The sequence below is a fragment of the Streptomyces sp. AM 2-1-1 genome (assembly GCF_029167645.1).
Taxonomy (GTDB): domain Bacteria; phylum Actinomycetota; class Actinomycetes; order Streptomycetales; family Streptomycetaceae; genus Streptomyces.
This window is the reverse complement of the sequence record NZ_CP119147.1, coordinates 1,499,460-1,524,300: the sequence shown is the minus strand read 5'-3', so window position 1 is coordinate 1,524,300 and position 24,841 is coordinate 1,499,460. Positions and strand designations below refer to the sequence as shown.

Sequence of the window (24,841 nt, the reverse complement as noted above, 5' to 3'; positions counted from 1 at the left end):
ACCCCGAGCCCGCCCAGACCGCCGCCCCGGCCCGGTCCGCGGCCCCGTCCGCCCACCGGCCCGGGGCGCCCCTCGTGCCATCATCACCGCCCCCGGCACCCGCACCGCCGACACCCGACCCGCCGATCCACATCAGGAAGGTGCTCCATGACCACGTTCGCCCCGACCGTCCTCACGCCGGAACAGCGGTCCGCCCTCGCCGCCGACTCCACCGTGGGCGGTGGAAACCTGCTGCGCGCGGCCCTCGCCACCAACCCGCACCCCGAGGTGCCGTTCCTGCACTCGGCGCGCCCGATAGCGACCTCGGCCGGGGAGCTGAAGAACGACTTCAGCCTCGCCGAGTTCGACGCGCTGGCGCAGAGCTGGTCGGTCTGGTACCTCGCGCAGGGCGTCGGGGTGCGGGACCGGGTGGCGGTGTGGCTGGAGGACTCCCTCAGCTACTCCCTGCACTTCTACGCGCTCGCCCAGATCGGCGCGGTGGCCCTGCTGATCAACTCCAACGCCTCGCGGACGATCGTCGAGTCGCTGGTGGAGCAGACCACCCCCGTCGGCCTCTACGCCGACCGCGGCCGGCTCGACCTCCTGGGCCCCGCCGACGAGGGCACCAGCCTGCGCTGGACCACCGCCGAGGAGGACCTGCCGGCGCCGCCCGCCGCCGAGCTGCCCGAGGCCGCTTACTGGAAGCACCACGACGACGACCCGGTGGCGCTGCTGCACTCCTCCGGCACCACCGGGCGGCCCAAGCCCACCATCCACACCCACAAGTCGATCGTCTCCGGGCCCAAGTTCCGGCTCGTCGACCACACCGAGCACCCCGGCGCGCTGATGATGACCGCGCTGCCCCAGTCGCACCTGGGCTGTGTGGCGTACACCGTGTACGCGGTCCTCGGCGGCACCCCGATCGTGGCGCTCAACGACCGCAGCGGCTCCGCGCTCGCCGCGTCCGTGCACAAGTACCAGCCGACCTCGGTGATGTCCTTCGCGCACGCCTACGCCGAACTCGCCCACGTCGAGGCGGAGTCGGGCGCGCTCGACTCCGTACAGGTGTGGGTCTCCATCGGTGACGCCGTGCACCAGGCGCACATCACCAAGGTCCTCTCGATGCGCAGCGCCGGTCTCGGACGCGCGGCCTTCTTCGACCGCCTGGGGACCACCGAGCTCGGCTGGGGCGTCCTGCTCAAGGCGCGCACCCTGGACAGCGAGCGCAACGACCGCTGCGCCGGCAAGCCGGTCGGCGTCGCCGAGGTCACCATCCTGCGCAAGGACGGCAGCCGCGCCGACGACGGCGAGGTCGGCTTCCTGGCGGCGAAGGGCCCCGCCATCACGCCCGGATACTGGGGCGATTCCGACACGACCTACCGCTATCAGCTCGCGGGCTTCTGGCTTCCGGGTGACATGGCTTACCGTGACGCCGAGGGCGAGTTCTTCCTCGTGGACCGGGCCGCCGACGCCATCGAGACGGAACAGGGCACCGGATACTCGGTGTTCATGGAGGAAGTCGTCCTCAACGAGGTACCGGAGGTCGGTGACGTCGCCGTCGTCGCCGGTCGCCGCGCGGGGAAGAGCGTCCCGGTCGCCGTCGTCACCGTCGCACGGGCGGTGGCCGACCCGGAGAAGCTGCTGGCCCGGGCCAACGAGGCCCTGCGGGCGACGGGCCACCCGCCGCTCGGGCTGCTGGAGGTCGTCGACGACGAGACGGGCATCCCGGTCGGAGTGACCGGGAAGGTCCTCAAGCGGCAGCTCCGGGAGCAGTACGCCGATCTCGACAGCTACGTGAAGCAGGCTCAGGGCCGCGCCCTGGCCGTCCAGGAGGAGCTCAGCGCATGACAGGCACCACCGCAGCAGGAACCCACCCGGGGGCGTCCGACGGCGCCGCCGACACCGCCAAGGTCGACTTCTACTTCGACCCGGCCTGCCCGTTCGCGTGGATCACCTCCCGCTGGATCCTGGAGGTGGAGCAGCACCGCCCGCTGGACCTGCGGTTCCGTCTGATGAGCCTCTACGTGCTCAACGAGGAACGTGAACTGCCGGACTGGTACCGCACCCTGGTCGACAACTCGCTGGCGCTGAACCGCGTCTGCGCCGCCGCGGCCCAGGCGCACGGCGAGGAGGTCCTCGGACGCCTCTACACCGAGATGGGCACCCGCATCCACAACGGCGGCAACAAGGACTACCTCGCCGTCGCCCGCGAGGCCCTGGAGGCCGCCGGGCTGCCGGCCGGCCTGCTGGAGGCCGCCGACACCGACGAGCACGACGCGTGGCTGCGCAAGAGCCACCACGACGGCGCGGACGCGGTCGGCGACGACGTGGGCACGCCCACCATCCACATCGACGACGTCGCGTTCTTCGGCCCGGTCCTCCAGTCGATCCCCCGGGGCGAGGAGGCCGCGCGCATCTTCGACGGCGCGCGGGCGATGGCCGCCTTCCCGGACTTCTTCGAACTGAAGAGGACCCGGACCGGCAAGCTCCGCTTCGACTGAGCGACCCCGTCCCCGGGGCCCGCACCGACCGCACCGGGTCGGGGCGGGCCCCCGGGAACGCCCCGCCCCGGCTCCGGCCGGGGCGCGCCACCCCGCGCCACCCCGCACCGCGGGCCGCGCACCCCGGTCCGTCACGGGCCGGCCACCCGCCGCCGGGCGCCGTCCGCGGCGAACCACCCAGCCGGGGGAGAGAGACATGGACGAACCACTGCCCGTCGAAGAGCGGCCGGAGGCCTTCGTGCTCGCGGGCTCCTTCCTGGTCGTGTGCCGGTCGCCCGCCTACCTGGCGGAGCTGACCTCGCGCGGCCTGAAGGTCCTGCTCGTGACGCCCGCGGGAAGCCGCGAGGAGGCGCTGGCGCAAGCCGCCGACCCGGACCATCCGGCCTCCGCCATCACCGAGTTCGCCTTCGTCGACGGGGACCCCGGACGGGACAACTCCTACCTGCCGGGGGCCGTCTCCGCGGCCCGGGGCTGGCGCGAGAAGTACCGCCTGGTCGGCGCCTGCGCGGTGGGGGAGACCCAGGTCGAGCCGACCGGCCTGCTCGCCGACGCCCTCGGCGTACCGACCCCGGGACTGCGGGCCACCCGCGTGTGCCGCAGCAAGTACCTCCAGCGCTGGTACCTGCCGGAGTTCAGCCCCGGCGTACGGATCGTGGCTCCCGAGGAGCGCGACCGGCTGGACGCCTCGGCCGTGCGCTACCCGGCCGTCCTCAAGCCCACCGGCCGTCACTCCAGCTCCGGTGTGGAGACCGTCGAGGACGCGGACCGGCTGACCGCGCTGCTGGCCTACTACCCCGCCCACGAGACCCTGCTGATCGAGGACCGGATATCCGGCCAGGAGTACTCGGTGGAGTCCCTCGTCCAGGGCGGCACGGCCGTGTTCGCGGGCGTCACCCGCAAGGACACCACCGACTCGCACACCACCGGGTTCGTCGAGCTCTCGCACACCGTCCCCGGCGACCGCCCCGCCCACGAGCAGGTCCTCCTCGACGCCAACGCCCGGATGCTCGCCGCCTTGGACTTCCGGGACGGGGTCGCGCACGCCGAGTGGCGGATCGACGCCGACGGCCGTCCGGTCCTGATGGAGGTCGCCGCCCGGACCCCGGGCGACGGACTGTGCGTGCTGTACGAACTGGCCACCGGTGCCTCGCTGGAGCGGGAGATCATCCGGATCGCCCTCGGCGAGCCGGCCCACTACCCCGCGCCCCGGCGCACGGCCCGCCAGGTCTACCTGGAGCACACCCCGGGCGTGCTGCGGGACGTCACCGTGGACGGTTTCGACGTCGCCCCCGCCTGGGTGGGCGAACGGGGGCTGTGGCCCCGCGTCGAACCCGGCGCCGCCGGTGAACCGCCTACGCTCCGTGCCGTCCTCGTCCACCAGGACCGGGGCGCGGAGCTGGGAGAGCTGCGCAGTTCGGAGGATCGCGCGGTCTCCTTCCTCATCGACGCGGACGACCCCGAGGCACTCGACGCGCTGGAGGCCGAGGTGCGGGCCGCCGTCACCGTCCACACCGGGCCCGACCCCGACGGCGTCACCCACGTCCTGGTCGGGTACAGCCCGGTGATGCTCGGCAAGCTGGACCACATGCTCCCGGCCGGTTCGGTCTGGGTCCTGGAAGAGCCCGACGTCATCGCCGCCCGCGGGCTCGACGGCCTCGCCGACCGGCACCCCTGCGTGGCGGCCCTGCTGCCGGCCCCCACCCAGGACGAGACCACCCCGGACCGCCTGGCCCGCGCCGTACCCCGCCCGCCGGGGGTCCGCGCGGTCGTTCCGGTCGTCGAGTACGCCGTCGCGACGGCCGCGGCGCTCGCCGAGGAGTGGGGCCTGCCGGGCGCGGGTTCCAAGGCCGCGCTCGCCCTGCGCGACAAGGGGCTGCTGCGGGCCGCGCTGGAGGGCACCGACCTCGCCCAGCCCGCCTGGACCGAGGTGACCGGCCCCGAGGAGGTGGCGGCGTTCCGCGCCGCCCACGGCGGGGAAGCCGTTCTGAAGCCCGCCAACCGGCAGGCCAGTCTGGGCGTCCAGCTGCTCGGCCCCGACGACGACATCACCGCCGCCTGGGAGCGGACCCGCGCCGCCGACGAGCCGGCGCTGCGCGCCCGGCACGCGGCCACCGCCCGCTACCTGGCCGAACAGCGCCTGCACGGACCGGAGGTGAGCGTCGAGGCCGTCGTCCACGAGGGCACCCTGGGCCTCGTCAACGTCACCGCCAAGACGCTGCTCTCCTCCCGCCACCCCGTCGAGACCGGCCACACGGTGCCGGCCGCGCTGCCCGCCGGCACCGAGGCGGCCCTGCGCCGCTCGCTGGGCCGTCTCGCGGAGACCGTCGGCTTCACCTCGGGCATCCTGCACTCGGAGTGGATACTCGCCGAGCCGGACGGCCGCCCGCACCTGGTGGAGTGCGCCGGCCGGATGCCCGGCGGCGGCATCACCGCCCTCATCGACCTGGCCTACGACACCGACATCCTGCGCTGCCTGCTGGACGTCCTGGAGGGCCGGGCCCCCGAGGTGCCGGCCCCTCGCCGGGGCGCCGCCGTACGGTTCCTGACACCGCCGCCCGGTCGCGTCGAGACGGTGACGGGCGCCGACCGCGCCCTGGCCGCCCCCGGCGTGCGCGAGGTCCACCTCGGCGTCGCAGAGGGCGCCGTGGTGCGGCCCGTCACCAGCTCCTGGGAGCGGAGCGGGTACGTCATCGCCGACGGCGCGGACCAGGCGGAGGCCGCCCGCAACGCCGAGCACGCCGCCGCCCTGATCCGGGTGGAGACGGTCGCCGTCCCGCCGTCGGAGGAGGGGAGTTGAGCCGCTCCTTCTGGCGCGGATACGTCCCCGCCACCCCCGAGGGCCGCTCCTTCGCGGTCATCTCGCTGGTCAACGCCGTCGGCACCGGGCTCTACCTGGCCGCCTCAGCCGTCTTCTTCGTCCGCTCGGTCGGTCTGACGGCCGGCGAGGTCGGAGCGGGACTCGCCGTCTCCGGAGTGGTCGGCTTCCTCACCACCGTGCCGATCGGCGCGGCCGGGGACCGCTTCGGCGCCCGGCGCACCCTGATCGCCCTGCAGCTCTGGCGGGCCGGGGGGTTCGCCGCGCTCTGCGTCGTCCACGACGTGGTGGGGTTCACCCTGGTCTCCTGCGCACTGGCCGCCGCCGAGGCCGCCACCCAGCCGATGACGCAGGCGGTGGCCTCCGCCACCGTGCGGGGCGCCGACCGGACCCGCACCATGGCGATCATCCGCACGGTGCGCAACGCCGGTTTCTCCCTGGGCGCCCTGCTCGCCGCACCGCTGCTGACGGCGGACACGGTGTGGACCTACCGCGGCATCGTCCTCGGTACCGCCTGCGCCTTCGTCGCCTCGGCCCTGATGCTCACCCGGCTGCGCCTGGACGGCGCCGACGCGGTGCAGCGCAAGACCGGGCCGTTCACCGCCGTACGGGAGTTCCGCGACTGGCGCTACGGACTGCTGACCGGGCTCAACGGGGTGCTCAACCTGCACGTGACCATCCTGTCCGTGGGCATCCCGCTGTGGGCCCTGCAGGCGACCGGGATGCCGGCCGGTCTGCTGCCGGCGCTGGTGCTGGTCAACACCGTGCTGGCGATCGTGCTCCAGGTACCCGTGGCCCGGGGCGCCGAACGCGAAGGCGGCGCGGCACGCGCCCTGCGCCTCGGCGGCGCGGCCATGACCCTGTGCTGCGCGGGACTCGCGGCGGCCGGACACACTTCCTCCGCCTGGGCCGCCGCCGGCATCCTCCTGGTGGCCTGCGTGGCGCTGACGTTCGGCGAGATGTGGCAGGCCACCGGCGGCTGGGAGCTGAGCTACACGCACGCCCCCGAGGACCGCAAGGGCGTCTACCTCGCCGTTTTCAGCCTCGGCGGCACGGGCCAGCGCATCGTGGGGCCCGCCCTCATCACCTCCGTGGTGATCGCCGCCGGGCCGGCCGGCTGGCTCGCGCTGGCCGCCGTCTTCGCGCTGGCGGCCCTGCTGGTCGGCCCGGTGGTCCGCGCCCTGCCGCCGCCCCCGCCCGAACCGGATCCCGGGACGGAGCCGGAGGCCGCGGCCGGGCCGGAACCCGCCGCAACGGCCGTGGCGGCCGGGCCCTCGGAGACCACTCCACCCGGGGAGGCCGCCACCCCCGGCCCCGTACCCACCGTCGACGCAGGAAGAAGTGACCGCACATGACGCTGCCGGACGAGACCGGGGCCGCTCCCCGGGACCTGCTGCTGGTCGGGGTGGGCACGATGGGCCGCCCCTATCTCACGGCCGCCGCCCGGCTGGGCCTGCGGGTCCGCGCCGTGGAGTCCGGGGCCGCCTGGGACAGCCGCCCGACCTCCCTGGCCGAGCACTTCTACCGGGTCGAGGGCCACGGTGAGGAGGCATGGGCGCGGACCGTCGCCCACGCCGTCGCCGAGCGGCGCCCGGACGGGATCGTCGGCTTCGCGGAACCCCAGGTCATGGGAGCGGCCCTGGCGCAGGAGCGCTCCGGCCTGCCCGGGCCGTCGCTGCACGCCGCCGTGGTCTCCCGCAACAAGGCCCTCCAGCGCGCCCTGTTCGGCGCGCACGGGCTCCCGCAGCCGGAGTACCTGCACGTCGGCCGGATCGCCGAGGCCCGCGAGTGGATGACCGAGCGGCTGCCCGTCGTGGTCAAACCGCTCACCCTGGCCGGCAGCGAGGGCGTGGAGCTGGTCCGCGACACGGCCGGCGTCGAGGAGATCCTCGCCCGCCGCGGGACGGAGGGCCAACTCCTCGTCGAGGAGGCGATCCAGGGGCCGGAGTACAGCTGGGAGGCGCTGGTCCAGGACGGTGAGGTGCTCTTCGAGAACATCACCCGCAAGGAGACGACCCGGCCGCCCTACTTCGTCGAACTCGCGCACCACTGCGGCCACGTGTTCGACGAACCGGCGGCCGGCCAGGTGCACGCGCTCACCCGGGGCGTGCTGAGCGCCGTCGGCATGCGCACCGGCCTGGTCCACCTCGAGTTCCGGATGGCCGACCGGGGCCCGGTGCTCATGGAGATCGCCGTCCGCACCCCGGGCGACTACCTGCCCGACGCGATCGGTCTGACGTACGGCTTCGACCTCTACGAGGCGGTGGTACGGCTCTCCCTCGGGCTGCGGCCGCCGGAGCTGCCCCGCGAGCCGGTGTCCTGGGCCGCCACGGTCTTCCCCACCGCCCCGCCCGGCACCATCCGCGAGATCGCCGGCGTCCGGGAGACCGAGGACCACCCGGCGGTGGTGCGGGTCCGCCTGCGCAAGGGCCCCGGCGACCGGGTGCTCCCCCTCACCTCCTCCGCCCAGCGCATGGGCCACGTACTGATCGACGCCCCGACTCCGGCCGAGCGCGAGGACGCCGTGAAGTTCGTACGGGAGACCCTGCGGATCTCGGTGAGCTGAGCCGACGACACGGACGGGGGCAGCTTCAGGCCAAGCGGGAGGGCGACAACGCGTCGTTCACCCCGCGTCTTCGCCCCCGTTCGTGCCGGTTCCGTAGTGTTTCGACCGCCTCGGTGTTCATCCGAGGAAGCCGAGGAACATGTCATTCCGCGGCGCGGCGGCGCACACTCTCCCGGTTGCCGCGCGGGGCGTCCGCGCGGACACGGACCGGGTCGGAGAGGAAGCACATCGCATGAGCCGGATCATTCCCCCACCGGGAGCACCGAGGAAGCTGGCCCTGGCCCAGCTCACCAACTCGGTCGGCGACGGCGCGTACTACGTGTGTTCGGCGCTGTTCTTCAACCGGGTCGTCGGCCTCTCGCCGACCCAGATCGGCGCCGCGCTCACCCTGGGCTGGGCTCTCGGCGCGGTGCTCGGCGTGCCGCTGGGGCATCTCGCCGACCGGCGCGGACCGCGCGGCATCGCGGTGCTGATGTCGGCCGCCACCGGCGCCGCGGTGGCCTCGTTCCTCTTCGTACGCTCCTACCCCGCCTTCCTGGTGGCGGTCTGCGTGTACGCCTGCGCCCAGTGCGGACTCGCCGCCGCCCGGCAGGCGCTCCTGGCCGCCATGGTCGAGCCCGAGCGGCGTACCGAGACGCGCGCCTACCTCCAGTCGACGGTCAACGCAGGACTCGCCCTGGGCGCGGCGCTCGGCGGAGTCGCCCTGCAGCTCGACACCGAGAAGGCCTACCTGACGGCCCTGGCGCTCGACGCGCTCAGCTTCGCGCTGGCGGCCTGGATGCTGCACCGACTGCCCGTGCCGACGGGCGGGGCGAACGCGGAGCCGGCCCGGGGCGAGCCGCGCATGGCGGTCCTGCGCGACCGGCCGTACGCGGTGGTCGCCCTGCTCAACACGGTCATGCTGCTCTACATGCCGCTGCTCAGCGTGGCGTTGCCCCTGTGGGTCGTCCAGCGCACCGAAGCGCCGGGGTGGACCGTCTCCGCGCTGCTGGTCCTCAACACCGTGAGCGTCGTCCTCTTCCAGGTACGCATCGCGGGCCGGGTCACCGGTCTGCGCTCCGCCTCCCGGGCGGTCCGGCAGGCGGGCGTTCTTCTCCTGCTCGCCTGCGGGGTCTTCGCCTGTTCGTCCCTGGGCTCCTCGGCGTGGTCCGCCATCGCCCTGCTGGTCGCGGCGGCCGCCGTCCAGGTGCTGGGGGAGATGCTGCTCGGCGCGGGCTCCTGGGAGATCGGATTCGGACTCGCCCCTGCCGACAAGCAGGGGCAGTACCAGGGCTTCTACGGCGCCGGCACCGCCGTCGCACGACTGGCCGGACCACTGCTGCTCACGGCGCTCATCCTCTCCTGGGGCGAGCCCGGCTGGCTGGTCCTCGGCGGCCTCTTCCTGGCCGCCGGCACGGCGATGGGACCCGCCGTCCGCCGGGCGGCCGCCGGACGGGACCTCACCGGGGCACGGTCCGGTGAGGGAACCCGGGCATCGTCGGGCCCCCGGACGCCGGAAGGGCCCGGAGACCCGCGGCATCCGGCCACGGACACCGCGGGCGGCCGCCCCGCGAGCTGAGCGGACGGGCCCGGCTCCCGGCGCGGGAGACCGCGCCGGGAGCCGGGCCGGACGCCGGCGCGGGGACGAGGTCCCCGCCTCAGGAGGCCGCGAACGCCTCGGCCACGCGCAGCACGAGGTCGTTCGCCGCGGGCTCACCGACCGTCACCCGGGCGCCCTCGCCGGGGAAGGCGCGCACCGTCGCCCCTGCGGCGGCGCACGCCTGGGCGAAGGCGGTGGTGCGCTCGCCGAGCGGCAGCCAGACGAAGTTGGCCTGGCTCGCCGCGGCCGGCGTGGACAGCCCCAGTGCGCAGAGACCGCGCGTGAGCCGGTCGCGTTCCGCGACGATCGAAGCGACCCGCTCACGGAGCTCGTCCTCCACCCGCAGCGAGATGACGGCGGCCTGCTGGGCGAGGGTGTTGACGCCGAACGGCACCGCCGCACCGCGGATCCTGGCCGCCGTCTCCTCGTGCGCGACCGCGTATCCGACGCGCAGGCCGGCCAGCCCGTGCGCCTTGGAGAACGTCCGCAGGACGACCACGTCCGGCCGGTCGCGGCTCAGTTCGACACCGTCCGGGACACCGGGATCGGTGACGAACTCCCGGTACGCCTCGTCCAGCAGGACCACCACCCCGGCCGGGACGGCGTCCAGGAACGTCTTCAGCTCCGCCTCGCCGACCGCGGTCCCGGTCGGGTTGTTCGGGTTGCAGACGATCACGACCCTGGTGCGGTCGGTCACCGCCTCCGCCATCGCCGCCAGGTCGTGGCGCTCGTCACGCAGCGGCACCCTGACCGAGGTGCCTCCGCACACCTCGGTCAGGTGGGGGTAGGCCTCGAAGGAAGGCCAGGCGTAGACGACTTCTCCGCCGTCGCGGAGCAGGGCGTGCAGCAGATGCTGCGTCACCCCCACCGACCCGGCGCCGGTCGCTATGCGGGCCGCGGGCACCCCGAGCCGCTCGGCGAGCGCCTGCGTCAACTCCGTGACGGCGCGGTCGGGATAACGGTTGACCGTGGAGAGGAAATCCTCCAGGAATTCCCGGACCGCGGGGAGCGGTGGGTACGGATTCTCGTTCGCGTCAAGAGCGTGCGGGGTCATGAGTGTTCCTCTTCCGAATTCCCGATGTTCTTCAGGGCGCGCTCCGTCGCACCGCGCTGTCGGGCGTACCGGCAGGATGCGCCGGTGAGCCCGGCACATGTACCGGGCACATACCCTCCGGTGCGACACGGCGTTCGTGTTCGCGTCGCCCCACCAGATATCCCAATTGCAGCCGGTGCTGGGCGCCGTGGTCTTCCTTGAGCCGTGCCACATGAGCTTGCAGAGAACGCAGGCTCAGACCGAGACGGCGGGTGATCTCCCGATCGGAACGTCCTTCCAGCAGCAGTTTCAGAATGCTCGTGCGCATGTCGGGGACCACTTCGGTGGCGGCTTCCGCGGCACGCACCGGAATGAACGGGAAGTCCTCGGCCCGGTCCCATTGGCGTACGAACACGTCCGCCAGGAAACCCACCACGGCCGGCTCCCGCACGATCACCGCCGTCGTGCGGTCCCGGTTGCCCGGGATGAACGCGACGGTGCGGTCGATCATGATGAGCCGGTCGAAGAACTCCGGCAGGGTGCGGACCTGCGCCCCCAGCGCCGTCACCGCCCTGACGTACTTCTTCGTCGGCTCGTCGAACCGCGTGCTGTGCTGGTAGAGCGTCCGCATGGCCACCCCGGCCGCCAGCCGCCGGCTCACCGAGTCCAGCGCCCCGCGCAGCACGGCCTCCGGGCGGGAGCCGTCCGGCTGGGCGGTGAGGATCTCCTCCCGGGCGCCGTCCAGTTCATTCTGGATGGCCCGGTTGATCTCGGGAAGGCCGTTCAGGTAGGTAAAAGCGGAATCCGCCCTGCCATTTCCTGCGGAGGCGGCCGACGAATCCGGAGCCGTCCGGTACGGGGGAGTCCAATCGGCCCGCTCGGCGACAGCGCGTGACAGACCGCTCAACGCCTCCGCGACGTCTCGCATCGTGGCGCGGTAGTCGGACGCTCCGCCCGGGATCGTTTCGGGGTCCGGCTCGCTCGGGGCCCTCATCGGTTCGGTCACGGTGTGCAAGATTTTCGTCCGGCCTTTCTCGATGTCCGTTTTCTGTCGAGCTGCATTCATTTGAATCCCTCGTTTCACGGCACTGCACCGACCCGAGGCATGTGGCGCCTTCTCAGTTCTGTCCGGGACCGCGACGGTTGTCCTGTGGCGTTGCCGTTCGGGCGCTGCCACGCGACCAAAATTTCCGCAGACACGGCATTCTTTCAGGATCTCTCCCGGAGAGGGGAAACAGTGGACGGGAAAATCTCATACACGGTTACCACCGGCCGGCGCCCCGCGCGACGGCCGGTGACCGCCGGTCCGGCCGGGCTCCGGGGCCACGACGACGTCGGCTGGAACCGGCTGGCGCCCTCCGGCGACCGGTCGGCCGCTTCCGCCGCCGCCTGACGGGCCGTCGCGGCTCCCGTCCGACGCTCCGCAGCGGCGCCCGGTGCGGTGCTCCACCGCCCCACGCGGCGCCCGGCGCCCCGACGGAACGTTCCCCCGCCCCGGTTCCCCTCCGCGGGACACCCCCCAGCACCGGCCGGAGATCTTCGATGCGCCCCAGCCAGGACCCGAGCCAGCCGCGCGTGCGGCACCGACCCGAGGAGCCTCGCCGTGCGGGCCGTTGAGGCCGTCCTGCACCGCCATGCCGAAGACCCGGACCGGCCCCTCGTCGAGGTGGCGGGCGCGACGGGACGGACCGCCGCCGTGCACCCCTACCGGGAGATCACCCGGGCCGCGCGGTGCCTCGGCGACCGCCTCTCGGCCGGCCGGAGCGGCGTACGGCGCCGGCCCCTGCGGATCGGCGTGCTCTGCGGGGACACCCCGGAGTTCGCGGTGACCGAACTCGCTCTGCTCGCCCTGCGCGCGACCGGCTGCCCGGTGCCGCCCGGCGCCTCCGCACGGACCGCGGCCGGCCTGCTCGCCGAGGTGGACGCGGTGGTCGCGGACGCCCCCGGCCGCGCCCGGCTGGACGCCTGGGGGCCACGGGGCGTGCTGCCCCCCGGCTGCCCGGTGACCCCGCTCGACACGGCGGAACTCGCCGCGGCCGCCACGGGCCCGTACCGGGTGACCACCGACCCCCGGGACTGGATCTGCAAGGTCCTCGCGGTCCCGGGCGCGGACGGGCCGGGCAGCGGTGCGAGGGTGGGCGTGCGCGGCCACGCCGTGGCCACCCTGCTCGACTCGCTGCGCGCCGAGGTGCCGCCCGCCACCTTCAGCCGGTGCGCGGTCACCCTGCCGCTGTCGACGCCCGTCCAGGCGGTGACGGCCGTTCCGCTCGCGGTCCTCGACCGCGGCTGCCTGATCCTGCCGCCCGCGGAGACGGGATCCGCCGCGCAGCCGTGGACCGTCTCCGCACGGCCCACGGCCCTCGCCGTCACCCCGGCGCTCGCGGTGGCGTTCGTGTGCGCCGCCCGCGTCGCCCGCCGGGAGGGCCGGCCGATCGCCTCCGCCCTGTTCGGCACCGACGAGGTCCCGCTACTGTGGTGCGGCGCCGAGGTTCCCGACAGCCTGCAGCGTGAACTCGACAGTCTCCGGCTGCCCGTCTACGCGGGCCTCGTGCTGCCGGAGAACACCTGCCTGGTCAGCTGGAACACCCCTGCCGCCCGGCGGACCGGCACGGTCGGCCGCCCGCTGGCGCACGTGCGCACCGGCCTCGGCGCCGACGGCGAACTCCTGCTCTCGGGCGAGGGGTCGACGGTGGACCTCAGCCCCGAGGACGGGCGTTCCGGCCGGGCCGTCGTCGATGGCTGGCTGCACACCGGTCTCCGGGCCGCCATCGACGCCGACGGCTTCATCCACCTCGTCGGCCCCGCCCGCCCGGAAGCCCCCGGCGAACCCGCCGGGCCCGAGATCGGCCGACTGCTGTACTCGCTGGTGCGCTCCATGCGCCCGCAGGCCGTCGTCGGATTCGGCGGCGGCATCGCCGACGCCCTGGACCAGCTCGCGGCGGGAGCTCGCGCCAACGGCACCGGACGGATCACCGGCTTCCTCCCCGACCCCCGGCGGGCCGCCGCCGCGCGGGCCAGGCTCACCGCGCTGGCGCTCACCCGGTGGGCGGCCGTCCGCGAGGCGGGCGTCCACGGACTCGGCCGTCCGCCCCCGGACGAACCGGCGGCGGTCGACCTCGCCCTGCTGGACTGCCGGGCCGACCTCGCTCTGCCCGCGCTCACCGCGCTGGAGCCGAGACTGCGGCCCGGTTCCATCGTGATCGCCGTCGGCCGCGCCGCGACCGGTCCCTATCTCGACCGGGTCCGGGACGGCGAGGAGTACCTCTCGATCGCCCTGCCCGTCGGACCCGGCCTCGAAGTCTCCACCCGTCTCACCCCGGGCCCCGCGCCCGGTTCCTTCCACGGCGGTACCCGACCGGGTGTCAGGCCCACCGCCCCCTCACGGCAGTCGAGCGGAGAGTGACATGACCGGCAGAATTTCGGACATCGGCGTCGTGGGGGCCGGCCCCCGCGGACTGTCCGTCCTCGAGCGCTTGTTCGCGCAGGAGCGGAAGTCCCCGCAGCGGGACCGGCTCACCGTCCACGTGATCGATCCGTCCCCGCCCGGCCCCGGCCGGGTATGGCGGACGACCCAGTCGCCCCACCTGCTGATGAACACCGTGGCCTCGCAGGTCACCCTGTTCACCGACAGCAGCGTGCGGCTCGAGGGCCCCGTCGAGGACGGCCCGAGCCTCTACGAGTGGGCACGGGAACTGGCCCGCCAAGGTGCCTCCGCCGTCCCCCCGCCCGAGGCCGGAATCCTCGCCGAGGCGCGCAGGCTCGGCCCCGACTCGTACCCCACCCGCGCCTTCTACGGCCACTACCTGCGATGGGTGTACCGGCGGCTCGTGGCGACCGCGCCCTCCCACGTCCTCGTCCACACGCACGCGGCACGGGCCGTCGCCCTCCACCACCCGGCCGGACCGGACGGCCCGCAGACCCTGCTGCTGGACGACGGCACCGAACTCACCGGCCTGGACGCCGTGGTGCTGGCCCAGGGCCACCTCCCCGTACTGCCGGACGACCGGGAGCGGCGGCTCGCCGACTTCGCCTCCCGGCACGGGCTGATCCACGTACCGCCCGGCAATCCCGCCGACGTGGACCTCGACGCCATCGGGCCCGGCCGGCCGGTGCTGCTGCGCGGACTCGGGCTGAACTTCTTCGACCACATGGCGCTCTTCACCACCGGCCGGGGCGGCCGCTTCGTCCGCACCGGCGAGCGGCTGGTCTACCAGGCCTCCGGCCGGGAACCGCACCTGTACGCGGGCTCCCGCCGAGGGGTGCCCTACCACGCCCGGGGAGAGAACGAGAAGGGCTCCCACGGGCGCCACGACCCGGTGCTGCTGACGCTCCGCAAGGTCGAGGAGCTGCGGGAACGGACCCGCGCCGGCGACTGGCTGCACTTCGGCACCGACCTGTGGCCGCTGATCGACGCCGAGGTCAGAGGCGTCTACTACGCCGCGCTGCTCACCGCGCGGGGCCGGGAGGCCGGCGCCTTCGCGAAAGCCTGGGCCCAGGCCCCCGGGGAGACCGCGCGCGAAGCCCTCCTGGACACCGAGGGCGTCGCGGCCGACGACCGCTGGGACTGGGAGCGGATAGCCCGCCCCTACGGCGACCGCACGTTCGCCACGACCGCCGCGTACCGGGAGTGGCTCCTGCCCCACCTGCGCCGTGACGTGGCCGAGGCACACGCCGGCAACGTCACCGGCCCTCTCAAGGCGGCCCTGGACGTCCTGCGCGACCTGCGCAACGAGCTGCGCCTGGTGGTCGACCACGGCGGCCTGGAGGGCAACTCCCACCGCGACGACCTGTACGGCTGGTACACCCCGCTGAACGCCTTCCTCTCCATCGGCCCGCCCGCCTCGCGCATCGAGGAGCTCTGCGCCCTGATCGAAGCCGGCGTCGTGGAGGTCCTGCCGCCGGGCCTGAAGGTCACCACCGTCGAGGAAGGACCGCACGGTCCCGCCTTCGTGGCGTCCACCCGGGACGCGGCCGACGTCGCGCCGCCGTGCACGGCCCTCATCGAGGCGCGGTTGCCGGAACCGGATCTCCTGCGCACCGCCGACCCGCTGCTGCGGCAGCTGCTCGACACCGGCCAGTGCCGTCCCTACCGGATCGCGGGCACCTGCGGCACCCAGCACGAGACCGGCGGTCTCACCGTCACCGAACGGCCCTACCGGGTCGTCGACGCGGACGGCAGACCCCATCCGCGCCGTTTCGCCTACGGTGTCCCCACCGAGGCCGTGCACTGGGTCACCGCCGCCGGAATCCGGCCGGGAGTCGGCTCGGTGACGCTGGAGGACTCGGACGCCATCGCCCAGGCGGTGCTGGCGCTCCCGCCCCCGCGTCCCGCCGCCGGGACCGCGGACCCCGCCGTCGAGGAGGCTCTCGCATGACCCTGACTCCACCACCGCTCGACTGCGGTCTGCTGTCGCCCGTGCGCGCCGGAACCCCGGTGGAGGCCGCGACCGGGGACGCCGCCTGGCTGCACGCCATGCTCGACGCGGAGGCGGCGCTCGCCCGGGCCCAGGCCCGGCTCGGAGCCGTACCGGCGGACGCCGCCGCGGTCATCACGCGGGCCGCCGGGGAGGGACTCCCGGACCCCCGGGCCCTGGCCCTCGCGGCCCGGGAGACAGCCAACCCGGTGGTCGGACTCGTCCGCGCGTTCACCGCAGCCGTCGCCGCCCTCGACCCGGCCGCCGCCGAGTACGTGCACCGGGGCTCGACCAGCCAGGACGTCATGGACACCGGCGCGATGCTGGTCGCCCACCGGGCGCTCGGGATCGTCGTCGACGACCTGCGCGCCACCGCCGACGCCCTCGGCCGCCTCGCCGAGGAGCACCGCGACACGGTCATGGCGGGCCGCACCCTCGCTCTGCAGGCCGTCCCCACCACCTTCGGGCTCAAGGCGGCCGGCTGGCGCTCCCTCGTCCTGGACGGCGCCGAACAGCTCGACCGGGTACGGACGCACGGGCTGCCGGTCTCCCTCGGCGGTGCCGCCGGCACCCTGGCCGGCTACCTGGAGTACGCGCGGATCGACGGCGTCACCCACTCCGCGGACGACGGCGCCGACTACGCCGACCGGCTGCTGACGGCCTTCGCCGAGGAGACCGGACTGGCCCGCGGGACGCTGCCCTGGCACGCCCTGCGCACCCCGGTGGCGGCCCTGGGCGCCGCACTCGCCCACGCCTGCGCCGGTCTCGGCAAGATGGCCACGGACGTCCAGGTGCTCTCCCGTACGGAGATCGGCGAGGTCGCCGAGCCGGCGCCCGCCGGACGGGGGGCCTCGTCCGCGATGCCGCACAAGCGCAATCCCGTGCTCGCCACCCTCATCCGCTCGGCGGCCCTCCAGGTACCGCTGCTGTCGGCAGGGCTGACGCAGTGTCTGGCGGTCACCGAGGACGAGCGGTCCGCCGGGGGCTGGCAGGCCGAATGGACGCTGCTGCGGGAAGCCCTGCGGCTCACCGGTGGCGCCGCGCACACCGCGGTGGAGCTCGCCCGGGGGCTGACGGTGCACGCCGACCGTATGCGGGCCAACCTCGGCCTGACCTCGGGGCAGATCGTCTCCGAGCGGTTCGCCGCGGTCCTCACCCCCCGGCTGGGCCGGGTACCGGCGCGCGAGCTGCTGACCCGGGCGGCAGAACGGGCCGCACGGGAAGGGCTGTCGCTGACCGAGGCGCTGGCCGGGCTGCCCGAGGCGGCCGGCGTCCTGGACGAGGACGAGGCGGCGGCGCTGGCCGACCCGGCCGGCTACACCGGCGCCGCCGGTGCGCTGGTGGACCGCGCCCTGAAAAGATGAGCCGCCCACGACGAGCCGTCCCCGCCCGGTCCGCACCGGCCGGCGGGACCCGTCGGCACCAACTCCCCGCCCAGCCGATCCACGGAGGAACGACGATGCCGTCCCCTGCCCCCGCCGAGACCTTCCGCGCCCTGCACGACCGGCCCGACCGGTCCGAGCCGCTGGTGCTCCCCAACGTGTGGGACGCGGTGAGCGCCCGCGCCTTCGCCGCCGCCGGCTTCCCCGCCCTGGCGACGTCGAGCTCCGCGGTCGCCGCGGTGCTCGGCCACGAGGACGGCGGACACACCCCGGCCGAGGAGATGTTCGCCGCCGTCACCCGCATCATCCGGTCGGTGGACGTCCCGGTGACCGTGGACATCGAGTCCGGTTACGGGCTGCCGGCCGCCGAGGTCGCCGAGCGGCTGCTCGCCGCCGGAGCGGCCGGCTGCAACCTGGAGGACACCGACCACAGCGCCAAGAAGCTCCGCGACGCCCGAGAACAGGCCGCGTTCCTGGCCGACTTCACCGCGGCGGCGGGCGGCCGGCTGGTGCTGAACGCGCGGATCGACACCTTCCTCCACGGGGACCGCGACGCGGCCGCCGCGGTCGAGCGGGCCCGCCTCTACGCCGAGGCCGGCGCGGAGGTCGTCTACCCGATCCTGGCCCCCGCCGGCCTGCTGAGCGAGATCGCCGGGGCGGTGGCCGTCCCGCTGAACGCCCTGTACCTGCCCGGCGGTCCGGCCCCCGCCGAACTCGGCCGGCTCGGGGCCGCGCGCGTCACCTTCGGCGGCGGACTCCACGACCGGGCGACGGCCGCTCTGACCGACATCGCCCGCTCGGTCGCCCAGCCCTGATCCGGCCCGCGCGTGCGGGCGCGGGCGCGGGCCGGCGCGAGCACCGTGGCCCGCGCGCGGCCCGGCTCACCAGGCGTAGGCCTCCGGGGCGGGCCGGTGCCCGGGGAAGATCTCGTCGAGCCGGGTCAGCGCCTTCGGCTCCAGCCGCACCTCCAGCGCCGCGACCGCGTCGTGCAACTGGCCGAGCGTGCGGGGGCCCACGACGGGGGCGGTGACCGCGGGCTGCGCCAGCAGCCAGGCGAGCGCCACATGGCCCGGCTCGTGGCCCAGTTCGGCGGCGAAGTCCTCGTACTCCTGGATCTGCTCCCGGCGGGTCTCTAGCGCGGCGGCCGCGCGGTTGGCGGTGCGCCGGACGCCGTCGCGCTCCCGGCGCAGCACCCCGCCGAGCAGCCCGCTGTGCAGGGGCGACCAGGGGAGCAGCCCGATGCCGTAGTGCTGGGCTGCGGGCAGCACCTCCAGCTCGACGGTGCGCTCCAGCAGGTTGTACACGGACTGCTCGCTGACCGGACCGAGCAGACCGCGCGCCCGGGCGGACTCCTGGGCCGCCGCGAGGTGCCAGCCGGCGAAGTTGCTGGAGCCGATGTAGGTGACCTTCCCCTGGGCGACCAGTACGTCCATCGCCTGCCAGATCTCCTCCCAGCGGACCGACCGGTCCACGTGGTGCATCTGGTAGAGGTCGATGTGGTCGGTGCGCAGCCGCCGCAGGCTCGCCTCCACCGCCCGGCGGATGTGCAGCGCGGAGAGTCCGCCGTCGTGGGGCAGGTCGTTCGTGCCGGAGTAGACCTTGGTGGCGAGCACGGTCCGTTCGCGCCGGCCGCCGCCCTGCGCCAGCCAGTTCCCGATGATGGTCTCCGTGCGGCCCGGCTGCTCCGGCCAGCCGTACAGGTCGGCGGTGTCGACGATGTTGATGCCGAGGTCGAGGGCGGTGTCGAGGATGCGGTGGGCCTCGGCCTCCTCGGTGTGCACGCCGAAGTTCATGGTGCCGAGGACGAGCCGGGAGATCGTGAGACCGCTCCGGCCGAGCTGGGTGTACTCCATGGTGAGCCCTTCTGGAAGTCGGCCTGCGGGGTGCGCGGAGCGACGCTCAGGCACCGGCGAAGTCGGCGGCGTGGTCGTGCGCCCACTGGGAGAAGGGGCGTGCGGGCCGCCCGGTGATCTCCGCGACGGCCGGCAGCACCGGGAGCGCGGTGGAAGGGTCCTTCTCGGTCTCGGACCACTCGCGCAGCAGGTCTCCGGCGATTCCCGGCCGCAGGAACCGCTCCGCCTCGGTCCGCCACCGCTCCGGGGACATCCGTTCCACCCGCAGCGTGCGCCCGACGGCCTCGCCGATCGCCGCGACCTGTTCGGCCTGCGTGACGAGTGCCGGGCCGGTGAGCGTGTGACGGGCGCCGTGGTGGCCGTCGTCCAGGAGGGTGCGCACCACCGCTCCCGCGATGTCCGCCTCGTGGATCACGGGGCAGAGCGCGTCCGGGTGGGGGAGCCCGACCACGCCCCGCTCGCGCAGGGAGGCGGCCCACCACAGGGCGTTGGTCGCGAACGGCGCCGGACGCAGCACCGTCCATTCGGCCAACCCCGCCCCGGCCATAGCGTCTTCGGCCTCGCGGTAGCGGGGGAGCACCCATGAGCCCAGGTCGCGCTCGGTGTGGCCGGCCGCCCACGCTCCGGTGAACAGGACCACCCTGCGGACACCCGCGTGCCGCGCCGCGTCGGCGAACGCGCCGATCGCGGGGAGGACGGGGAAGAGGAAAGCCCGCTCCACGCCGTCCAGCGCCGCGGAGAGGCTCTGTGGTGACATGAGGTCTCCCTCGACCACGCTCAGCCCCGGCCGCGGTTCGACCTGGTCGGGACGGCGCGTCAGAATGCGCACGTCCTTTTCGGTGGCGAGAAGTTCCCGAACGATGTGACGGCCGGTTTTCCCGGTCGCTCCGGTCACCAGAATCGACATGGCCGAAGTGTAGGAAGAAGCACACGTTTTTTCGAGGGAGTCCTTTTCCGTGAGGACCCCACCGCGCCATAGTGTGCGGGACCATTCCGGGCGGCGCCTTTCCGCGCCGCCCCTCCCTGTCGTGCCGTCGACGACGGGACGGCACGACAGGGAGGGGCGGCGACGGGGCCGCTGCCGGGCCCGGCACAGCCCGGCCGCGGTGTCAGGCGACGGTGTCCATCGGTGCCGCGCTGCGGACCTCGTCGACGGTGCGGGCCCGTTCTTCCAGCTGTTGCGCCGCGTGCCGCCAGGCCGCCGCGCACTCGCGGGCGGCGGAGGCAACCTGTCCGACCCAGTGCGGCGGTATCTGGTCGACCAGTTCGCCCCATCGGTTGGTGGCCACCGCGTTGGTGTCCAGCAGCCGCAGCAGGAAGCGGCCGTTGTCGGTGAGGCGCACCGACGGGTCCCGTTTCAGAGTGTGGAGCGTCTCCGCCATGGCGAAGGAGGTGACGGCGGCCTCGTGCTCGCACGGTTCCTGTGCCGCGCGGGCGGTGACGCCACGACGCGCCGGGAGCAGCGGGCTGGTGCCCTTCTGAACCCGTTTGCGCACGTCACGAGCGGTCGCGAGGGAGAGCCCGCTCTCCTTGGCGATCTCCCGGAGACTCGCGTCGGGGTGGGCCAGGGCATACTCGCCGGCGAGCCGGCGCCGCTCCGCGGTGTCCAGGACCCGGGACTTGCCGTCCCGTCCGATGCGGACGTTCAACTGGAGAAGAGCGTCACCCGAACGCCTGCGGATGGCGCCGACCGTCTTGGGGGAGAGCCCGGCGGCGGTGGCGATCATCCGGTCCGACCACTCCGGATGCGACCGCATGATGCGCAGGGCTGCGGCGTTGCGGTCGGAGCGGGTCAGCGGCAGACCGTGGCTGGCGTTGCGGTTGACCGCCAGCAGGAACGCTTCGGCGGCGGTGCCGTCGAAGTACTGCACGTCGATGTGGGTCCGGCCGTTGATCCTGGCCGCCAGCAGCCGGTGCGCACCGTCCACGACGCGGGAGGTGGCGCGGTGCACGATGATCGGCGGCAACGGCGAGACACACTGCGCCAGTTGCTGGACATGTTCCTCGCTCTCGCCCGCCAGGCGGGGCGAGTCGTCGGTCACCAGCGCGTCGAGGGCGACGCGGACGACGGGGAGGCTGTCTGCCTGGGCATCCCAGAGTTCGGCCGACTCGCACGTGGGGGACACCGGTGGGGCGGCCCTCCTGGATTCGGTCAGAGCCATTCTCATTCTCCTTTTTCAACGGTCCGTTGTACTGGGGTGAACAGGCTGAGAAGGACGCACAGGCCGGAAGACGGTACGGAGTCGAGAGCCTCGGTACCGTCCGACCCGACGTGGGTTCGTGGGGGGTGCCGTTTACTCGCTCTGCCCGGGCGCGTGGTTGCACCGACAGCGAGGAGGCATGGCAAACCCCGGCCGCCCGGGAGGTACAGCGTCGATGCCGCTGTGCGGGACGGGCGGGCCGGGGCAGGGTGGAGCGGGCCGTAGGTCCGGCCATGACGCATGACGGATTCGCGGTGTGCGTGCCAATCTGATCAGCCCCCGTCCGGCTTCGAACCTCCGCGCACGATATCCAGTGCTGACGCTCCGTCAAGACCCGGTCGCGGCCGGATCCGCGGTGTGTCGGGAGCGACGCCAGGGGAACCCACGATAACCGGACACCTGGGCAAGGCTCTTTTCCAGAAGGGATGTTGACGCCACCCGGCCGCGAATGGCCGAAAGTCGTCGTCCGTCAGCTGGTGGGCGGACGGAACTCCGGCTGGTCGATGATGCGCTGCCAGCTTCCGTCGGCCTGGCGGCGGACGACCTGGGCGCGGGCGCCGGACCCGTCCTTCGGCGGTGTGGCCGTCAGTGCGATGTCACCGAAGACGAGGGTCGGCAGGGGCTCCTCCTCCTCGAAGTGCGGTGCGTGGGAGAGCACCTTCTCCCACAGTTGGCGAATGGCTTCCCGGCCCACCGTCGTGCTCCCGGGCGGGTAGGCCATCACCGCCTCCTCCTCGTACAGCGCGGCCAGACCGGCGGCATCGCCGGCGTTGGCGCGTTCCACGAAGAGACGGGTGATGTCCTCCGGCTTCAGAGCCTTCTCGTTCTCGGGCACGATCTTCCTTTCGTGTGGCCGAATTCCGGCTCCTCCATGTTCCAACGTTGGCCGGGATCACGTCCAATCAATCGTCTGGATCGCCTCTATAATCAGAGGTTATGGAGCTCAGGCAGTTGAAATACTTCCTCGCCGTCGCCGAGGAATCCAACTTCACGCGAGCGGCTGAGCGCGTGCACGTCAGCCAGCCGGGGATCAGCGCACAGATCCGCCAACTGGAGAACGATCTGGGTACCACGCTCATCGACCGCTCGGGCCGCAGCGCCGGGCTGACGGCCGTGGGCGAGGTGGCTTTCGGCCACGCGCGCGCCGTGCTCGCCGCCGTCGAGGCGCTGCGGCACGCGGTGGACGAGATGAACGGACTGGTCCGCGGCCGGCTGGTCGTCGGCATGGTGACGGCGTGCACCGTCACCCCGTTGTTCGAAGCGCTCTCCAGCTTCCATCTGGCCCACCCCGGCGTCGAGATCAGCCTGATGGAGGACGACTCCGCGAAGCTGGTGGAGTACGTCCGCGAGGGCACCGTCGACCTGGCCCTGATCGGGGCCGCAGGCCAGGCCCCGGAGGACCTGGACGGCCAGCAGGTGATCAGTGAGGCGATCGTCGCGGCGGTGCCGCCGGGACACCCGCTGGCGGCGGAGAGCGGTCTGACCCTCGCCGAATTGAGCGGTTACCCGGTCATCTGCCTCCCCAAGGGCACCGGTATCCGGGCGGTGCTCGACCAGGCGTCGGCCGCCCGCGGCCTCACCCCCACCGTGGCCCTGCAGGCGAGCGCTCCCGGCGCGGTGGTCCATCTGGCCGAACGCGGACTGGGGGTCGCGGTGTTGTCCGAATCCATGCTCGCCCAGCACCCGCAGCTGACGACCGTGCCCATCACCGATGCCGACATCGCGGCCGTGCTGGCACTGATCTCCGCACCGACCAAGAGCCCGGCGCTGCGGGAACTCCTCCTGCACTGCCGGGAGTCGTTCGGAGCGCCGGAGGCCAAGGCCCTGGTACCGGCCGGCAAGGCCCTCGGATGACGACGCCGGGCCCGTACCCCTCCAGTAGGTGGAGGGGTACGGGCCCGGCGTCGTCATCGGGCCGCACGGGTGCGGGCGGCGGTCAGCCCTCCGCGGCCACCGCCGACGGGGCGGCGGTGTCGGGGGCGGGAGCCTTGGGGGCCTGCGCGGCCTGGAAGTCCTTGGCCCGGATCAGCAGCAGCGACAGCACGCCACCCACCAGGGCGAGGCAGGCAGAGATGTTCAGCAGCGTGTTCAGGCCGTCGATGTAGCCGTCCACGGCGAGGCGCTCCACGGTCTCCCGCTGCGCCGCCGGCACCAGCGCCGCCGCCTGCTCGATCTCGCCGCCGCGCACCAGCGCGGCGAGCCGGTCGGTCTGTCCGACGGCCTCCGGCACGCCCGCCAGTCCGTCGCGGAGACGGTCGCTGATGATCACGGCGAAGGTGGAGCCGAGGACCGCGACACCGGTGCTCACACCGAGCTGCCGGAAGGTGCCGCTGACGCCCGCCGCCATCCCGGAGCGGGAGAAGTCCACGACGCCCACGGCGGTGGAGGCGAGCGGCGGGTTCACGAGCCCCGCGCCGATCCCGCCCAGCACCAGACCGGGGATGAAGTGCTCCCAGCCGGTGTTCTCGTCGATCCGGCCCATCAGCAGCAGGGCGACGCCTACGAGGAGCAGACCGACGCCGATCAGGACGCGGGCCGGGATCTTCGCGCTGACGCGGCCCGCGATCAGCGAGGCCACCAGCATCGACAGGGACGCCGCCAGCAGACGCACACCGGTCTCCAGCGAGGAGTACTGCAGCACCTCCTGGAAGAAGATGGCCAGGAAGAGGAACATCGCGAAGAGCGAGCCGTTCATCACGAACGCGGCGACGGAACCGCCGACGAAGGTCGGGATGCGGAAGAGCTTCAGGTCGAACATCGGCTGCTCCACGCGCGACTCCACGACGAGGAAGGCGAGCAGCAGCACGCCGCCGACGATGAGGAAGGTCACCGCTCGCGAGTCGCTCCACCCCTCCTCACCGGCGCGGATCAGGCCGTAGATGAGGGTGGTGAGGCCCGAGGTGAGCAGGACGAAGCCGGGCCAGTCCAGACGGCGCGCGAAGGGGGACTTTGCCTCGTCCACCCGCAGCGCGATGATCAGCGCGACCACGATGCCGACCGGCACGTTGATCAGGAAGATGCCCCGCCAGCTGATGCCACTGGAGATCAGACCGCCGGCGACCGGGCCGACGGCGGAGGCGAGACCGGTGACCATGCCCCACACGCCGAAGGCCGTGCCGCGCTCCTTGCCCTCGAAGCTGCCCGCGAGCAGCGCCAGGCCGGTCGCGAACATCACCGAGCCGCCGACGCCCTGCAGGATCCGGGCGAGGACCAGCATCAGCGGCGACTGGGCGAGGCCGCAGAGCAGGGAGGCGAACGTGAACAGGACGACGCCGATGGAGTAGAGCCGCTTGCGGCCGAACCGGTCGGCGATCGTTCCGCTCGTCAGCAGCAGGGCGGCCAGGGCCAGCGCGTACCCGTCGATGACCCACTGGAGGTCGGCGAAGCTGGCCTTCAGGTCCTCCTGCACGTCCGGCATGACGACGTAGACGATGGTGGTGTCCAGCAGGAGCATGAACGTCCCGCCGCACACCCCCAACAACGTCCACCATTTCTTCTGCATCTTCGTTCCTTCTGCT

General features: G+C 73.6%; 18 protein-coding genes. 11 read left to right on the top strand and 7 right to left on the bottom strand.

Translation table 11 applies throughout. The features are described from left to right. Positions 1 to 147 precede the first annotated feature (147 nt). The 6 genes from PZB77_RS06390 (at position 148) to PZB77_RS06365 (ending at position 9,419) form a co-directional block, all read left to right on the top strand. The gene (locus PZB77_RS06390) at positions 148 to 1,827 is read left to right on the top strand and encodes a class I adenylate-forming enzyme family protein (protein WP_275491590.1); all 1,680 of its coding nucleotides are present in this window, start codon (positions 148 to 150) and stop codon (positions 1,825 to 1,827) included. Further along, positions 1,824 to 2,480, top strand: a complete 657-nt coding sequence (locus PZB77_RS06385) for a DsbA family protein (protein WP_275491589.1) — start codon at positions 1,824 to 1,826, stop codon at positions 2,478 to 2,480. The genes PZB77_RS06390 and PZB77_RS06385 overlap by 4 nt, the downstream gene beginning before the upstream one ends. A gap of 196 nt (positions 2,481 to 2,676) precedes the next feature. Then, positions 2,677 to 5,277 (top strand): ATP-grasp domain-containing protein, encoded by a 2,601-nt coding sequence (locus PZB77_RS06380; RefSeq protein WP_275491588.1) that lies wholly within the window; start codon positions 2,677 to 2,679, stop codon positions 5,275 to 5,277. After that, positions 5,274 to 6,650 carry an MFS transporter gene (locus PZB77_RS06375; RefSeq protein ID WP_275491587.1) on the top strand — a complete coding sequence of 459 codons (1,377 nt, stop codon included), beginning with the start codon at positions 5,274 to 5,276 and terminating at the stop codon, positions 6,648 to 6,650. The genes PZB77_RS06380 and PZB77_RS06375 overlap by 4 nt, the downstream gene beginning before the upstream one ends. Beyond that, on the top strand, positions 6,647 to 7,861 hold the full coding sequence (locus tag PZB77_RS06370; RefSeq protein ID WP_275491586.1) for an ATP-grasp domain-containing protein: 1,215 nt from the start codon (positions 6,647 to 6,649) through the stop codon (positions 7,859 to 7,861). The genes PZB77_RS06375 and PZB77_RS06370 overlap by 4 nt, the downstream gene beginning before the upstream one ends. Positions 7,862 to 8,093: 232 nt before the next feature. Further along, complete coding sequence (locus PZB77_RS06365; RefSeq protein ID WP_275491585.1) at positions 8,094 to 9,419, top strand: MFS transporter; 1,326 nt, start codon at positions 8,094 to 8,096, stop codon at positions 9,417 to 9,419. Positions 9,420 to 9,498: 79 nt separating this feature from the next. Here PZB77_RS06365 and PZB77_RS06360 read toward each other — a convergent pair whose 3' ends face one another. Both PZB77_RS06360 and PZB77_RS06355 read right to left on the bottom strand, forming a co-directional pair. Beyond that, positions 9,499 to 10,494 carry a histidinol-phosphate transaminase gene (locus PZB77_RS06360; RefSeq protein ID WP_275491584.1) on the bottom strand — a complete coding sequence of 332 codons (996 nt, stop codon included), beginning with the start codon at positions 10,492 to 10,494 and terminating at the stop codon, positions 9,499 to 9,501. A gap of 31 nt (positions 10,495 to 10,525) precedes the next feature. Next, entirely contained in the window at positions 10,526 to 11,539 is a 1,014-nt protein-coding gene (locus tag PZB77_RS06355) for a hypothetical protein (RefSeq protein ID WP_275491583.1), read from the bottom strand. Between the two features lie 537 nt (positions 11,540 to 12,076). On the opposite strand from PZB77_RS06355, the gene PZB77_RS06350 reads away from it, so the two are divergent. From PZB77_RS06350 to PZB77_RS06335, 4 genes are all read left to right on the top strand, one after another. After that, complete coding sequence (locus tag PZB77_RS06350; protein ID WP_275491582.1) at positions 12,077 to 13,876, top strand: AMP-binding protein; 1,800 nt, start codon at positions 12,077 to 12,079, stop codon at positions 13,874 to 13,876. A gap of 1 nt (position 13,877) precedes the next feature. Further along, on the top strand, positions 13,878 to 15,848 hold the full coding sequence (locus tag PZB77_RS06345; protein WP_275491581.1) for an FAD/NAD(P)-binding protein: 1,971 nt from the start codon (positions 13,878 to 13,880) through the stop codon (positions 15,846 to 15,848). Further along, positions 15,845 to 17,251 (top strand): lyase family protein, encoded by a 1,407-nt coding sequence (locus tag PZB77_RS06340; RefSeq protein ID WP_275491580.1) that lies wholly within the window; start codon positions 15,845 to 15,847, stop codon positions 17,249 to 17,251. The genes PZB77_RS06345 and PZB77_RS06340 overlap by 4 nt, the downstream gene beginning before the upstream one ends. Positions 17,252 to 17,346: 95 nt before the next feature. After that, positions 17,347 to 18,084, top strand: a complete 738-nt coding sequence (locus tag PZB77_RS06335) for an isocitrate lyase/phosphoenolpyruvate mutase family protein (RefSeq protein WP_275491579.1) — start codon at positions 17,347 to 17,349, stop codon at positions 18,082 to 18,084. Positions 18,085 to 18,150: 66 nt separating this feature from the next. On the opposite strand, the gene PZB77_RS06330 is transcribed toward PZB77_RS06335, so the two are convergent. The 4 genes from PZB77_RS06330 to PZB77_RS06315 all read right to left on the bottom strand — a co-directional run bounded on the left by PZB77_RS06330 (position 18,151) and on the right by PZB77_RS06315 (position 22,158). Then, a complete protein-coding gene (locus PZB77_RS06330) occupies positions 18,151 to 19,122 on the bottom strand; it encodes an aldo/keto reductase (RefSeq protein ID WP_275491578.1) in 972 nt (323 codons plus the stop codon). A gap of 46 nt (positions 19,123 to 19,168) precedes the next feature. Further along, on the bottom strand, positions 19,169 to 20,029 hold the full coding sequence (locus PZB77_RS06325) for an NAD(P)H-binding protein (RefSeq protein ID WP_275491577.1): 861 nt from the start codon (positions 20,027 to 20,029) through the stop codon (positions 19,169 to 19,171). Positions 20,030 to 20,231: 202 nt separating this feature from the next. After that, positions 20,232 to 21,284, bottom strand: coding sequence for a hypothetical protein (locus tag PZB77_RS06320; protein ID WP_275491576.1), 1,053 nt, complete (start codon positions 21,282 to 21,284; stop codon positions 20,232 to 20,234). 508 nt (positions 21,285 to 21,792) lie between these two features. Further along, complete coding sequence (locus tag PZB77_RS06315; protein WP_275491575.1) at positions 21,793 to 22,158, bottom strand: nuclear transport factor 2 family protein; 366 nt, start codon at positions 22,156 to 22,158, stop codon at positions 21,793 to 21,795. A gap of 101 nt (positions 22,159 to 22,259) precedes the next feature. Here PZB77_RS06315 and PZB77_RS06310 point away from each other — a divergent pair, with 101 nt between their 5' ends. Further along, on the top strand, positions 22,260 to 23,177 hold the full coding sequence (locus tag PZB77_RS06310) for a LysR substrate-binding domain-containing protein (RefSeq protein WP_275491574.1): 918 nt from the start codon (positions 22,260 to 22,262) through the stop codon (positions 23,175 to 23,177). Positions 23,178 to 23,259: 82 nt separating this feature from the next. Here the strand turns inward: PZB77_RS06310 and PZB77_RS06305 are convergent, their stop codons facing one another. After that, a complete protein-coding gene (locus tag PZB77_RS06305) occupies positions 23,260 to 24,825 on the bottom strand; it encodes an MFS transporter (protein ID WP_275491573.1) in 1,566 nt (521 codons plus the stop codon). Between the last annotated feature and the right edge of the window lie 16 nt (positions 24,826 to 24,841).

Excerpts from the sequence above, each read along its gene's own strand:
- PZB77_RS06390 (WP_275491590.1), top strand. The coding sequence starts at position 148 with ATGACCACGTTCGCCCCGACCGTCCTCACGCCGGAACAGCGGTCCGCC.
- PZB77_RS06385 (WP_275491589.1), top strand. The coding sequence starts at position 1,824 with ATGACAGGCACCACCGCAGCAGGAACCCACCCGGGGGCGTCCGACGGC.
- PZB77_RS06380 (WP_275491588.1), top strand. The coding sequence starts at position 2,677 with ATGGACGAACCACTGCCCGTCGAAGAGCGGCCGGAGGCCTTCGTGCTC.
- PZB77_RS06370 (WP_275491586.1), top strand. The coding sequence starts at position 6,647 with ATGACGCTGCCGGACGAGACCGGGGCCGCTCCCCGGGACCTGCTGCTG.
- PZB77_RS06365 (WP_275491585.1), top strand. The coding sequence starts at position 8,094 with ATGAGCCGGATCATTCCCCCACCGGGAGCACCGAGGAAGCTGGCCCTG.
- PZB77_RS06360 (WP_275491584.1), bottom strand. The coding sequence starts at position 10,494 with ATGACCCCGCACGCTCTTGACGCGAACGAGAATCCGTACCCACCGCTC.
- PZB77_RS06355 (WP_275491583.1), bottom strand. The coding sequence starts at position 11,539 with ATGAATGCAGCTCGACAGAAAACGGACATCGAGAAAGGCCGGACGAAA.
- PZB77_RS06345 (WP_275491581.1), top strand. The coding sequence starts at position 13,878 with ATGACCGGCAGAATTTCGGACATCGGCGTCGTGGGGGCCGGCCCCCGC.
- PZB77_RS06340 (WP_275491580.1), top strand. The coding sequence starts at position 15,845 with ATGACCCTGACTCCACCACCGCTCGACTGCGGTCTGCTGTCGCCCGTG.
- PZB77_RS06335 (WP_275491579.1), top strand. The coding sequence starts at position 17,347 with ATGCCGTCCCCTGCCCCCGCCGAGACCTTCCGCGCCCTGCACGACCGG.
- PZB77_RS06330 (WP_275491578.1), bottom strand. The coding sequence starts at position 19,122 with ATGGAGTACACCCAGCTCGGCCGGAGCGGTCTCACGATCTCCCGGCTC.
- PZB77_RS06325 (WP_275491577.1), bottom strand. The coding sequence starts at position 20,029 with ATGTCGATTCTGGTGACCGGAGCGACCGGGAAAACCGGCCGTCACATC.
- PZB77_RS06320 (WP_275491576.1), bottom strand. The coding sequence starts at position 21,284 with ATGGCTCTGACCGAATCCAGGAGGGCCGCCCCACCGGTGTCCCCCACG.
- PZB77_RS06310 (WP_275491574.1), top strand. The coding sequence starts at position 22,260 with ATGGAGCTCAGGCAGTTGAAATACTTCCTCGCCGTCGCCGAGGAATCC.
- PZB77_RS06305 (WP_275491573.1), bottom strand. The coding sequence starts at position 24,825 with ATGCAGAAGAAATGGTGGACGTTGTTGGGGGTGTGCGGCGGGACGTTC.